This is a genomic window from Pseudochrobactrum sp. B5 (assembly GCF_001939785.1).
Lineage (GTDB): Bacteria > Pseudomonadota > Alphaproteobacteria > Rhizobiales > Rhizobiaceae > Pseudochrobactrum > Pseudochrobactrum saccharolyticum.
In genome coordinates this window covers 65,461-79,327 of record NZ_MOYL01000008.1, presented here as the reverse complement: position 1 = coordinate 79,327, position 13,867 = coordinate 65,461, and the positions used below count along the sequence as shown (strand labels likewise).

The following is a 13,867-nucleotide window of genomic DNA, read 5'->3' as shown; positions in this document are numbered from 1 at the left end:
GTCGGCTTTGCCTCCTTGCGGGCCCCTGATTAGGCTTAAAATCTACGACCCGTTACCAAAAAAAATCCCGCTCAAAGAGCGGGCTGTTTGTTTGGTTGCGGGGGCTGGATCAAATCTTCACTTGCTGCCCGAGCAAGTAAAGATGGTTGCGGGGACCGGCATCGATCACAACTTGCAATCGACGCCGGTAAAGATGGTTGCGGGAGGCTGCAACCACCAATACTTGCGACCTGCTAACAGCCATTTTCCTATCAACGCCAAATCCAACGCGGGGAGAATGGTTGCTAAAAATAGCAGCTTTCATTCCGTCCTATTCCGAACAGCAGCGTGAGTATCGGTTACACTACAATTCAACCGCCACGTTTTCCCGGCGAAAAATCCGGCACTGCGCGCCGAACGCGGTCAGCGCAGGTTCGTTTGTCATCTATCACCTCTGACCGACCTGAAACGGGACGCAGGACATCGCCATGCAACTGTGCCCTCAGTTCCAGCCAACGCGCCTTGAGAACCTGCCAGTTGTGATCGTCGTATGTGCCACTGACGACAACAGGGTGAACCCGAATGCGGGGCGGGAGACCATCGCCATGATCCCTCCATTTCCGCCATTCGCGAAGCCAAAGACTGTTCTTGCGATCCACACGCCCAATCTGCTGCTCGACAATGCCGGGATTCCACTCCGCGTGCAGTAAAATCACTGTGCGACAGGCCTCATGCAGATTCAGGCCCTCACGCCCGACGCGGGATTGCGCGAGGAGCACCATCGGCCAACTGGACGACCGGTTGAATGCAGATTGCAGCATACGCCGCGTTTGCGGTGCGGTTGCGCCTGACATCATCCTGGCGAAGTTGCCCTCGCGCCCGGAATAATCGTTCAGCCAGGCATCCAGCCGGGCTTTCTGCGTATCGTTGTTCTCTGCTTCATCATCCCCGGCAAGCTCCAGGAGCAGTTTTTCGAACAGCCCGAGCATTTCCCGCCCCGTCCAGGAAGCGCCCGCAACTTCCCGCCTGCCACCAAGTGCCTCGAGCAAAGCCCCGAATTGAAGGTCTTGTTTGCCGTCCTCATGGTGCAGAATCTCTGACAGAAATGCAGCAGCTCCTCCCTCCAGCGCAAGGTCTTCCAACTCCCGATGAAGCCGTGCGAGTTCAGCCCGGCGCTCGCTCGCCCACTCCTGATAGCGGGTTTTCAACATCACATCGATTTCGTCGACCCCACCCGCCACCGCAAGATCAGGATCCCTCATCGACGCAATGACGGCTGCTATATTGCTTTCCCCGATCCCACTGGCAGGCCAGTGCTGTCCGTCTCGCAAACGACGCAGCATCTCACGCGCGTCCAGCAGTCTGGTCAGCACATTCATCGGCGTCAGGAACCTGCCGAAGACGAGCACTTTCTCGCCGGCCCGTGTATAGGCCTCGATTTGTCTCACAGCCGCCAGGATCGCAGGGTGGCTATAGATGTCGTTGCTCTCAGCGGTGAAAGCTTCCGTCCAAAACCCCGCCGGACCAACGAGGTTTGCATCTGTCATGCCAGATGGGCTGTCTTCCTCATCCTCTCCAAAGCCGAACCCATACCCCTGGGCAACGGCGAGCCTGACCCGTTTCACACGCGGATCATCCTGAGGGAGTAACGACAGCGCCTCAGCCGCACAAAAGCGGCGCAACCAGTCACGGGTAAAACCCTCTGCCTCCGGTGAAACCGGGATATCGGTGACCTCACGATAATCACCATGACTGTCTTTGAAGACGCAGAATTCGGGGTCACTGCGTTTGTCCCGGCGCAGGACGTATGGTCGCAATGCTGCGCAGAACTGCCGGGCGGAGGTCTCGAATTCCCCGGTCAGCGTCTCGTCCAGTTCTTCGGTTTGAATCCGACGAACAACATCCACATAGCCGGTGATCCATTCCGTCAGCGCTGCGAGCGCAGTAATATCCTGATCGTCATCGCGACCATTGAGCCGCTCCAGCGTGTCGATCCACTGGCTGGAGTCCAGCTCGACCGGGGTTGCGGTCATGCCCAGACGAAAAGGATCATCCGCTTCCCAGCTTACCGGGCCGAGAATGCGCGAAAGGCTTGAATCTGCGCCGCGCGCCTTGTGGGCTTCGTCAACGACTATGAGATCAAACTGACCCAGGCCATAGCCGATCAGCGGCAGGATCCTGTTCTTGTAATCGTCCGCCGAAAGCCATTTCTGATCGCCGTTAATGGCATCGCGCGGCAGTTCGTGGTCCAGAATCGTTTGGGCAATGTGCCGCGCCGCACGGCGACTGGCATATACATAGCCCACCTCACCCGAATTGAAATTTTCGCGCATGAAGTTGCGCCGTCGGCCGTCAATCAGGCGGGCGACGTTGGGTAAGAGTTCCCGGCGCCAGCCTCCAGCGGGGCCTTCTCCACGATTGGGAAACTGCATGTTCGCGAAGGAATGAGAGATCATTATGATCTCTTCGGCGGCCCAGCCGTTCTCCGGCAACTCACGCTGCTTGCGGCGATCCGAAAGCCACTCCTTATGGCTGTGTAACCGTCTTGCGCTCCCCTCCGCATCGGTATCGTGCAAGAAACCGGAGATGAAACCATCATAGCTGCGCAGCGGCAGCAATGTCTTGTCATCGGCGTTGAACCGTTTCAGTTCCTGTTGCCATTGTGCCCCAAGGCCCGCGGGCAGAACAATGGCGCTGCGCCCGCCCGCCTCCCGCACCGCTGCGATCAGCGCCGCCGCAATGCGGGTCTTGCCCATACCCACCTCATCAGCCAGCAGGGCCGAGCGTTGGCCCGCCCGGATACGGCACGCTAGTTCTGTGACACTCGCCTTCTGGCCATGATCTAGCAGAGTATCATCAGACGTCCCTGCGATACGATCCAGAATGCTCGCGACCTCGTTCCAGTCCACCATCACGCGGCCTCCCGTTCCCAGAGCGATGGGTAAGCGCTGAGCTCCCACGCGACGGACACTGCCAAAAGCGCATCTCTCAATAGGTCTGGCGAAACCCCTTCCGGGCGCATACGCGGATCTGCCAGAGCAGGCAGAGGATTTGCCCTGGCGTTCCGGAAGAACTCGAGCATCGTTTTTTCGCGAGACGCGATAGCGCAAAGATTCTGTTGCAACTCCCGACACCACCTTTGCCAGTCCCGCGGGTCCAACCTTGCCTGTGTCTCACAAAGACACACCAGAAGTTCCATCATCCTGCGAATGGGATAGGCAGCTGGCGGAGCTTCGGTGGTATCTGAGGCGTCGGTGAGCGGCTCTTCGCCTTCCTCACCCTCATCTTCGCTGTCAGCATCACCTGGCTCGGGAAATGAGCCAAGGCTGGCAAGGATATCTTCGACCGACATATCGGAGGGGCGAGCGACAACAAGTGCTTCGGAAGAAATGACAGGCAGCCGCCAGCCGCCCTCCGCGAGTGTCACAATCGCTGGAGCCGGTGCAGGCCATGGACAAGGTGTCTGGGCCTGAGCCGCATCGACACCAATCACCATCACCGATTTGTCTTCGGGGGCCGAGAGCACCCCGTCTTGCCATATAAGCCACGCAACTGGCGGCTGGGTTTCTGGCTCATCGGGGCGCACAAAGCCTTCCCCTTGCTGCAGGGCTTCGGGCGTCACCACATCAGTGAACTGGATCGGCAAAACAGCGGCGATACCGTTCCGCGTGTCTCTGCGTCGCGGCCATTTCAGTCCTCCCGGCAGATCGACGATCACACCTGCCTCAAGGTTTCCCCCGGCGCTTGCGGCACGCTCAAACCCGTTCATGCTCAGATTGCCGGATCCAAGATAAGCCCGTCCCGAGGCCTCGGTCTCGCCTGACGCCAGCACCACAAATTTTGCATGCAGGCACCCATCAGTTCCATGCAAGACAGAGCGCGGAGGGCGCAAGTTCCAGCCTGCGTCAATCAAAGCACCGGCCCGGGCAGCAAGCCCCTGACAGGAGGACGGGTTGAGAAACAGGTCGAGAGCCGCTGTTTTCGTCAGGGATTTCTCCTGCACGAATGCGCGGCGCAGTCGCTCTGGCAGGCCAGCAGCACCATCGCCGTCGCTCTCGAAATAGCCAGACCCGAGGATGAGACGGTCGGCCTTCTTCTTGGTACCGACGCGCTCGACCACCTGAGGAAACAGCGCCTGATTGCGGCTGTCGATGAAGCGGGGACGCGCGGATGACGTGGGCAAGGCTGTGATCGCGGCCTCCAGCAAGGCGTCTGGCCGGTGCCCGTCAAAACTGCGTTCGATCAGGGCGCAATCTGCCCGCTCGCGCAGCCAGCCAAACATCTCATGCGCGGCGCGGATATCGGCAATGTCCTGTGCGTCAGGCACAGCAGAGTCCAGATCGATCGACCAGAACAGGTCGATGCTGCGAGTAAGCGGATCCTGTGTCCAGTTCCCCGTGCTGACAGCGAGGCGAATGACATAGCCATCTCCGCCGCGCTTCCGAAAACCCAGAAGCGCCACCTTGGCATGGAGAAGGTTGTAGCCGCGTCCCTCGAGGCGCATCCACATCCAGGCAAGTCCCGGAACGTCCGAGATCGCATTCACGGTTGGATGGATGAAGGCGGCCAGCACCGGGCGCGCCATCTCGCCTGTGAATGTTCGGCGGATCTGCCCCAGGACCTGCCGCGTCGCGGTGAAGCCGCACATAAGGCCAAAGTCGCCATAACAATCTTCGGGCGGCATGAAGAGGGAGTAGAGCGTCGTGTTCTGCATCAGACGGCCTCCTATCCCGCGTCACGGCTGCCCGGGTTCACCTTTCCGGACAGCTCCGTCACCAGACAATGAAGATTGTGCAGCCGGAAAAGCTGCGGCGCGAAGGCCTCGTCCTGAGGGGGCCGATTCTCGTCCTGGGTCTCCGAGCTGCCCCGCAACTCGCCCGCAGCCGGCCCGAGAACAATGTGGCCTTCGCACTGAAAAATTACGGTAGAATCGCGCTCGGCCAGCCTCTGGATCAGCTGCTGATCGGACAGATTTCGGATTTCCGCGATAAATCTGCGGCTAGTCTCCTCATTGCCCTGATCGACAAGCGCGCCTTTTGCCGAGGCCAGATCGCGCAATTGTTTCAGCGGCTCGGCGGCTACTTCGGCTGCCTCCGCTTCTGACAGGCGCACAGGCTGATTATCGTCGCGAAGCTTCAGCAAGTGCTGTTCCAACTGGTCCAACACCGACAACGCAGCATCGCGCAGATCCATAAAAGCCGCTCCTGCGCGCAGATCCGACCAATGATCCGGCGCCAGCCCCGCCAATGCGGTTTCCTGGTCCAAATGCGTGGAACTGGGGCCAGTGCCGAGGCGCGCCAGGTCCCGGCGCCGAGTCGAGCCGGGATCATTTCCGTCGAGCAATCGGGCAAGGATCAGTTTACGCACCGCTTCCGGGACAGCCCCAACCGGGGAAAGCACTGCCAGGGCCTCCTTCAGGCCATGTGGCTGTCTGCCGTGCGCCCAGGCACCAAGCAAACGGCGCGGTTCTTTCATCGCATTCAGCTCCAACAGCTCTCTGCCAGCGCTATGTATGCGGAACGCGCCGTAGCGGCTGCCCTGCACGAACCCGAGTGCGACCAGAGGCTGCACCATCGCCATGCGGATCGGCTGAACCACATAAGTTCCGCGACGCCTGAGATTGTGAAAACTGCTATCCTTCAAGCCCTGCATCTTCCTCGCCCCTCGCACGCGGCGATCCTGCGGGCCCGCGATGACTTCAAGCATGACGCGCGCTTCGACCGCGTTGCCGACAGGCAGTGCCGGCACACCAAGTTCCTCGGCGATAGAGATCGCCAGAACCGACCAAAGGATGGGCATGGGAAACCACATGCCGCCGATTCCGGGGACCGCCCGATCATTGAAATGACGAACCGCCGCCGCAAGCCCGAGGTTCTGCTGGCGCCGTTGCGAAACCACGGTATCGGGCGCAAGTATTCCCCAAGGCATCAGTTAACTTTGGCCTGTGCGAAAGCTCCCGCTGACGCGCCCTTATCTGCCAGTTCCAGCCATCCGTGATCGACCCAGAACACCGCCACGCCCTGCAGCGGATGCTGCGGGTATAGTCCGGCCAACAGTCCGGCATAGCTGGAAAGCTGTGGCCAATAGGGGCCAAACCCGTCACCACCGCCGCCGGATTTATGGTCGATCAGCATCGCGCCTGCCGGGCCGATAGCGAGAAGGTCGAGGGTGCCGGGGATCTCTGCACCCTCGGGCGTGTGGCCAAGCACCGGAATCTCGGCGCGCAGATCCGTATAGCCCTGATCGACAAGCCAGGCTTTCAGCGCCGTGGCGCGCTCGGCCACCAGCGCAAGAGTGGCGTCGTCAAGCCCGGTCGCGAGAGCCAAAGCCGGGGCCAGATCGGGCCGGGTCAGGTATGTGCGCAGCGCCAGATGCAGTGCTGTGCCGCGGTAGGCATCGTTCAGTGCCTTTGGCCAGGGTGCTCCGATGTTGATACGGCGGGACACGGGCGGCACCCCCGCGCTGCGGGTTTGCGAGGGCTGCAGCCGCCAGGGCGTCAGCGGTGTCACGGGCAACGGCGCAGCGGCACCGAAGCGCAGCGCTGAGGCTACCGCACCGCCTGCGTATTCGGTAAATCCCGCCTCTTCAGGCAGTTGCGTGATCAGCGCCGGGCAATCCAGGCCATTGATGCGCAGGCTGCCCGCCCCGATTTGCGGCGCGCAAGTATCGGACAGGATATGAAACAGGTTCGTAGCCTCGGGCGCGTCTTCTTCGCGGTCCTTCAGAAAACCCGGCCATTCCAGCACCAGCCGGTCACGGGCACGGGTCAGGGCGACATAGAGAAGATTTTTCGCATTGGCTTCAAAATCGGCGCGGCGGTCTTCGATGAAACGGCGGGTCGCCTCGGGCGCGGCAAAGCCGGGCGTGTGGATCAGGCTCGCGGACCCCAGCACCACCGCCATATCATCGATGCGATCCAGGGCATCGAAACGGGTCGCAGTGGACCCCACACGTTCCTCGATGCCATAGTCGAACTCGGCGACGACAGTGATCGGCCATTCGCGCCCTTTGGAGGCGTGCCAGGTGACGATCTCCACCGCCTCGGCGCTGTTGGCGGAAGGATCGGGATGACGGTCGAAATCGCGCTCGCCCCCACGGGCGTCGAGCCAGCCGAGAAAGACCTTGGCAGTCTCGCCGTGGAACCCCGAGGCGGATTTGAGATCGCGATGCGCGGCTTCGAACTCACCCGCCTCAGCCTCTAGCCGCAGAAGATCGGCGCGGGACTGGGCGGCATCGGGCTGACGTTCGGCCCAGAGACGCAGGTCGGCGGCATCCAGCACCAGATCAAGCCCCGCCCCCACTGGCAAGCGGGCCAGAATGTCCGAGAGCGCGGCCAGCCGCATCAGCACAGGGTCATCGACCAGCCGGCCGTCAATCTGGGCGGATAGTGCGTCCTGCAAGGGCAACGGATCCGGTCCAAGCGTGCGCAAGAGCAGTCCCGCATGGATATCCGCCGGGTTGGCCGCAAAGGCGAGTGCCGCGCGAGCGGCAACGATCACCGCACTTTGTGCCCAACCATCCTCGGCGATCCGCACGGGAACGCCGCGGGCGCGCAGTTCCTCGGCATAGCGGGCGGCGGTGGTGTGGCGACAGACCAAGAGCGCGATATCCGAAGGCCGCGCCGGGCGGGCGGCCTTGCTGTGGCGATCGGTGATCGTATCTCCATCCGTCAGAGTCCGGGCGATACGCTCGGCGATATGCTCCTGCGGCTTTGACGCTGTGCGCACGCCGCGCGACTTGACTGCGTTCAGCACTTCAATCGCTGGGCCAGCAACCGCATCGCGGGTCGGCGCCAGCGGGTTATAGCCATCGCCGAACAGCCCCGCGCCCATCGCATTGACGAAATGCATCACTGCGGGCGTCGATCGCCAGTTGCGGTCCAGAGGCTGGGTGGCATCCAAGTTTGCCGCCGCCAGCGCAGTCGACAGGCGCGGATCGGCACCCTGAAACCCCATGATCGACTGTTTGACATCGCCCACCAGCAGTGTGCGCGGCGCGTGCAGGCCCAACTGCCACAAAAGCGCGAATTGCACGGGGTTGGTGTCCTGGAATTCGTCGATGATGACGCAGTCGATCTCGTCCAGAACCGCTTGCCGCACGGCGAGGTCGGTGCGGAGCAGGTGCTCAGCCCCGGTGATCATATCAGCAAAGTCGATCAGGCCGAGCGCCTTCTTGCGGGTCTCATAGGCCGCCATCACCTCTTGCGCGCAGGCGATCAGGCAGGACAGGTGCAGCTTAGCATCGGCCAGCGGGCCGGGATGGCAGGGTAGCACATCCGCCGCCGCCATGATCGCCGTGGCAAGGTCGTCATATCCCGCAGGCGTCTTGCTGGAGCGGTTAGAGATGAACAGGCTGCGCAGATCGTTCCAGACCTGCCAATCCCGATCCAGAAGATCGGGCGCGCGATCAACACGCTTGAAAAGTGCGAGGTTTTTCTCCAGCTTCTCGACATTGGTTTTGGCGGTGATCCCGGCCATGCCGCCTTCGGGAAAGGCTGCGATCATGACCTGCACGGCCGTCTGCAACGCGGTGGTCGCGGCGATAGGGTCATCCAGAACCGGCCCGTAAACCGCATCCAACCGCGCCAGTGCCGGAGCAATCAGGCCAGCGTCACGCCCCTTGTCCCCAAGGCCGCGCAAGAGGTCGATCATCGATAGCACCCGGGCGCGCAAACTGTCTTCGACCGTCTCGCCCTTCACGAAGTTCGGGACGTAACCGAACCGCTCGGGCGCGGCCTTGATCGGGTCCAGCGCCTTGGCATGTGCCAGTGCCTGACGGATCAGCAGATCCCGCTCGGCATCGCCCAGATGGCGCGGCTGCGGCGAGGCGCCAGCCGCCAGAGCATGTTCGGTCAAAAGCCGCAGGCCCAGTCCATGTATGGTCGAGACATAGGCGCGCTCGACCGCCATCGCCTCGGCGACTAGTCCATCGGCCAGAAGGCCGGCACGGATCCTTTCGCGCAACTCGCCCGCCGCGGCCTCGGTAAAGGTCACGGCAAGGATACGTTCGGGCCGGACAATGCCGCGTTTTACCCAATCGGACAGCTGGGTCTTGATGCGGTGGGTCTTGCCCGCGCCGGCACCCGCGGGAACGATGACCAGACCTTGATCTGCATTGACGGGGGCCATGGTCATTCCTCCTCGAGCGTGCGGATGAAGGCGGTGACCAAGGCCGAGCCATCGGTCAGCGCATAGGGGGTGAAGCCGGCTTCTTTCTTGAAGAAGGCCGCATCCTCAGAGGTGTTCAGCACGACCCGGCCTGCACCAAGTTCGGCCAAGCGTTCCGCCAGCTTGGCTACCGCCCCGGCATTCACCGCATCGCCCATGTCGCGGGCGGGCGAGCCCTCGGGCAAGGCCAGACCCGAAGTCAACAGCCCGCCATCGTTCATCAGGTGATAGGCCACCGCCACCTTGCGGCCGATCAGCGGGTCCATGCCGTCACCCTCGCGCCGCATGGGCCGCGCTATCATATCGGCGTAAAGCCCGGCCTGCAGATCCCAGCCCGCCTCCATCCGCTGCCGTCGGCCCTTGGTGCCGCTTTTCTTGTGATCGATGATCAAGAGCGCACCATCGGGCAGTTCAAGGATCGCATCGGCCTTGCCATGCAGATTGATGCCATGCGCCTCACCGGCCAGCCAGATTTCATTGCCGATAATCTTGGCACTAAGCGCCAGCAAGTGGTCGCGCCAGCGCAGGGCCGCCGCCATGATCTCACGCTCCAAACCGCGGCGCTCCATCTCCCATGACGGGCTGCGCAGATAGCCCGCGTGACGGGTGAGCGCGCGGTCATAGGCCTCGGGGATCAGTTCTGCCAGCGCCTCGGTTTCCGGGAACGGCTGATCCTTCAGGAAGACATGCTCAAAGACATCATGGGCGATATTGCCCCTTGTCATCACGTCGAGTTCTTCGCTCGACCAAGACATATCCTCGGCCCCAACCTCGGCCAGAAGCCAGGCGAGCGGGCTGACAAGCAGCGTCTCGAGCCTCGAGGGCGATTGCGGTTTGGCGGTGCCGTCATCGCGCCGACGAAGGGACAGAAGGTCATGCCCCGGGAAAGCAAGCTCCTCAGGCAATTCCGCGGGTTCCGGCACCGGCATCAGATGGTGATACGCAATCGGCCATTCCGCGGGGCTCTGACGCGACAGATCGGCGATCAGATCGCTGGCATCCTCAACGCCCGCCACCGCCCGCGCCACCAGCGACAACCCGGCCGAAGGTTGCAAGCGCCCGCCCGCCAGATCGCGCCTTGGGATGAGGAAGGTGACGCTGCCGGAAACCGCCTGAAGCTGTTGATCAAGTAACGCGAGGCTTTGCGCCAGCCCCTCGGCCCGACCGCGAAGGTGAACGCCGGTTCCCGCGCGTATCGCAGCGATCTCGCTGTCAAGGAACAGCGGATTGGCACGCGGGCGGGTCGGGTAAAGCCCGTCGGTAAAATCGCTGACGATCAGATGGCGGCATGGGCGCCACGGGCTTTCATGCGCGGACCAAAGGCTGACGCCTTCAAGATTGCGGTCGGGGTCCGCAACCATAGGCGGCGCGATCTGAATGCCACGCAGGATTATCTCCCAATCCGGCGTGCCTTCGCCGGGGGGGACAGTCAGCCGCGCGCGGACCTGATCGCCTTTTCCGATTCGCTGGCAGATCCGGTCCAGCAGGAATCGCAGCTGCGGCAAGCTGCCGGCCGAGGCGCGGATATCGTCCCACAGTTCCTTATGTGCGGACGTGCCCGTGAGGATGTCGCCTCGGAAATCGCCACCCATGAGGCTTTCGGCAAGATCGCGCCCGGTCTGTGCCGCCCAGGGCATCAAGGGAGAAAGCGCGAGGCTCGCCAAGACCATAGCCGGAGTCGGCGGTCGCTTGGCCAGCGCCAGGTGTAGCGCGGTCTCGCCAATGACATCTCGCTCGGGTAATTGACCCGACAGGCCCGAGAGCGGCACGCCCTGGGCTGAGAAAGCGCGCGCGATCTGGCGCAGATCATCGCCCGACAGCACGGCGATTTCACGGGCCGAAACACCGGCCTCAATCAGCGCCCGGGCTTGGGCGGCGGCGAAATCGGCGCAGGCAGCGGGATCGCGCAGACCATAGAACGCGAGGCTGTCATCCAGAACCCCGACCTCGATATCCTGCGCTGAAACACCGCCCTGCAGCGCGTGCAGGCGGCTGCCGATTGCGGCCCGGGGCGTATAGGCGCTTGCGGGAACAGTGCCGAACTCGTCCCGCAACCGGGCAAAAAGCGTCTGCAGCGCCGCAGGAGCCAGAGGATCCAGCGAACCTTCAACCACCGGCAACGAGCCCAGGAACGACCCATGCGGCAGGGCCAGCACATGGGGGATCGGTGCCAGCCCCTCTGGCAGCGCATCCCCCAATCTTTGCCACAACGCGACCAGCGCCAGGAGATGCCGCTTGGCGCGGCTGTCTGGCAGGTGATCGACGTTCGGCACCTTCAGATCCGGCGTGGCCAGCACAAGATCCGTCAGCGCGGCGGTCACCGCCGAGATCGTCTCGACAGGCGCATTGGCAAGACTTTCGGCCCAGACCGGGTCAGGCGCCTCGGCAATGGCACGCCCCGGCGCCCATTCGGCAGAAATGGGGGCAAGGGACAATTCGGCAAGACCGGTATCGGTTAGGCGGTATTGCAGGCCGGAGCGCGGATCAATGACGAGGAAGGGGTAGTGCATGAATGACCTGCAATCTACTGATCAGGAAAACTGTAACGAGGATGAGGGCTTGGGCATCGAGGTCGACTTCTCGCTTCGCGCCGAGCGCGTAGCCGGACCTGCACCGCCAACACGGTCGACGAAGCTAAAGGTTCTCGACATAAGTCACATAGAAACCACGGACCATCCGGTGCTCCTGCATCCGTTCTCCGAGCGAGAAACCGTTCATCTTGCGAGGCGTTGGCTGGAAAATATCCAATCCGCGATCCAGAACCATCTTCCAGCCGGTATCCGTCGTGATGTCCCGTGCATGGAGAGTGCCGCTCCCATCAAAGGCCCATGTGAAATCGACGCCCGTGCCTGTGCAGGCTTCAGCAATCCCGTCCAGGCACTCTCGCTGCTCCTGGATGTTCCCATCGTCCGGAGCCGTGACAAGATGCACAGCGATCTGATCTTCAGGCTGTTTGCGCCTGATCAGCATCTCGATCAGTTCCATCAGGTTGCGCGCCTGATGGAACTTTCGGATATAGGGATCTGTGATGATGATCCGCGTCGCGCCATCCGTCCAAGGACCAAAGATCTTGTCGAAACTGATGCCCTTGCGGTTTTCTGTGAAAACGACATGTCCGGGAGTTGGGGCTGAGTGCGGGGCAGCGGTAACGGTAAGCGCTGCGGGAGCGGCCACCGTTGAGACCGGCTCTGCCGGTACCGACCCAATCTCTTGTTGATTCACACCGTCACTTCCATCGTCGGTTGATCGACGGTGGTAGAACTGGGGGAACTCCTCTTCCTCCAGCGTGGTGACGGCGCGCTTTGCTCCATCCGAGGCGATGTAGTGGAAATCTGCTGCCTCAAAGGTGCTGTCGATCCGCAGGAGCTGGTCCTTCACCCGCTTGCGGCATTCAATCGCAAACCGCAGCAGTTCTTCAACTTCGGCTTCTGTCTCGCCTCCATTCGGGAAGATCAGCTTCAACAGGCCTGACATGGTTTTGTTGATGGCCGCGCGGTCCCGGATATGGGTCTGAACCGGAATGGTGAAATAGCGATCTGGCCGGTGCGAGAAGTCCTCCGCACGCAGATGGCGCAGGATTTCGGCGAGATAGTCAACAATGAACCCATAGCCAGATGTGAACATCTCACCCCGGATGATGTCGACCTCCCACCCGGGCAGATAGGCATGCAATCGATCAATAAAGGCGCTGTCGTGGAACTGCGGCGGCAGAGCTTCGAACAGGTCCGTATTTTTCAGCATCCAAGGCACGTTATGGTCCGTGTTGCCGACGAAGGCGAAGCTGGCCTCGGCGCCCATCGGATTTACACCACGAGAGAACTGCTTGTTTGCCATGTAGTTCTTCATGATATCGACAAGCGCCTTGTTGGCCGTCTTCTCGCGGCCGGCAAATTCGTCAAAGGCCACGACATCCCAAAAGCCGACCAATCCGATCCGGCCATTGGAATTGTTCACGAAAAGCTTTGGTACCGTGATTTCACCGCCAGATATCAACTGACCATGGGGCGAAAACTCGGAATAGATATGCGATTTACCCGTGCCCTTGGGGCCAAGCTCGATGAGGTTGTAGTTCCGCTCTACGAAGGGGATCAGGCGCAACAACTGCAAAAGTTTCGACCTGCGCCCGAACAATGACGGATCGAAGCCGATGCTCTGCATCAGCAGATCGATCCATTCCTCGGTGGTGAACTTGTCCCGCGTCTCGCGATAGCCGTCATAGTCCACGCGGGCGATCTGGATCGGTTTCAGCGTGTCGATGATCCAGGGAGAGATCCTGCTGTCTTCCGAGAATTCGTACTGCACATCGGCGATGCACCAAATACCCGTAACCAGCAGTTTCGGGTGTGCCTTGACCGTGGCGCTGTCGATGGCAACCCGCTTGATTCCGAGGTTTTCGAAGACCGCCTCATAGGCATCGGTCTTTTCATTCAGCGCCACGCTGACCTGGTCGATGACCTTGTAGCGGCCTCGCTCCTTGATCGTCGACTGGACTAGCCCCGCTTCGGAACGATGGACGTAGTGCTTGCGCAGGATGTCCTTGACCGTTTCGATACCTGTCGCAATCGAGGCTTCGTCATCGGTCGCGCAATATTGGCCGAGAAGGTATTCGAGCACATAAGTGGGGACAATGGCGTTCCCCTTCACGGCCTTCACCAAGTCCTTACGGACCACGAAACCGGCAAAATGCTCATTGATCTTGTCATCAAGCGTCGACATCGGCA

7 protein-coding genes are annotated in these 13,867 nt (G+C 61.5%); 1 reads left to right on the top strand and 6 read right to left on the bottom strand.

The annotated features are described in order from the left end of the window. The coding region (locus tag BKD14_RS19470; protein ID WP_210215533.1) for a hypothetical protein at positions 1-331 on the top strand (331 nt) is incomplete at its 5' end. A gap of 19 nt (positions 332-350) precedes the next feature. Here BKD14_RS19470 and BKD14_RS18010 read toward each other — a convergent pair. The 6 genes from BKD14_RS18010 to brxL all read right to left on the bottom strand — a co-directional run bounded on the left by BKD14_RS18010 (position 351) and on the right by brxL (position 13,862). Then, the gene (locus tag BKD14_RS18010; RefSeq protein WP_075657542.1) at positions 351-2,891 is read right to left on the bottom strand and encodes a DEAD/DEAH box helicase family protein; all 2,541 of its coding nucleotides are present in this window, start codon (positions 2,889-2,891) and stop codon (positions 351-353) included. Next, positions 2,891-4,693: a hypothetical protein gene (locus tag BKD14_RS18005; protein WP_075657541.1), complete on the bottom strand. Its 1,803-nt coding sequence runs from the start codon at positions 4,691-4,693 to the stop codon at positions 2,891-2,893. Before BKD14_RS18005 ends, BKD14_RS18010 begins: the two co-directional genes overlap by 1 nt. Positions 4,694-4,704: 11 nt before the next feature. Next, complete coding sequence (locus tag BKD14_RS18000; RefSeq protein WP_075657540.1) at positions 4,705-5,907, bottom strand: hypothetical protein; 1,203 nt, start codon at positions 5,905-5,907, stop codon at positions 4,705-4,707. Next, entirely contained in the window at positions 5,907-9,113 is a 3,207-nt protein-coding gene (locus BKD14_RS17995) for a UvrD-helicase domain-containing protein (RefSeq protein ID WP_075657539.1), read from the bottom strand. The genes BKD14_RS18000 and BKD14_RS17995 overlap by 1 nt, the downstream gene beginning before the upstream one ends. Further along, the gene (locus BKD14_RS17990; protein WP_075657538.1) at positions 9,110-11,656 is read right to left on the bottom strand and encodes a PD-(D/E)XK nuclease family protein; all 2,547 of its coding nucleotides are present in this window, start codon (positions 11,654-11,656) and stop codon (positions 9,110-9,112) included. The genes BKD14_RS17995 and BKD14_RS17990 overlap by 4 nt, the downstream gene beginning before the upstream one ends. Before the next feature lie 124 nt (positions 11,657-11,780). Next, the gene (brxL, locus tag BKD14_RS17985) at positions 11,781-13,862 is read right to left on the bottom strand and encodes a BREX system Lon protease-like protein BrxL (RefSeq protein WP_075657537.1); all 2,082 of its coding nucleotides are present in this window, start codon (positions 13,860-13,862) and stop codon (positions 11,781-11,783) included. Positions 13,863-13,867 lie beyond the last annotated feature (5 nt).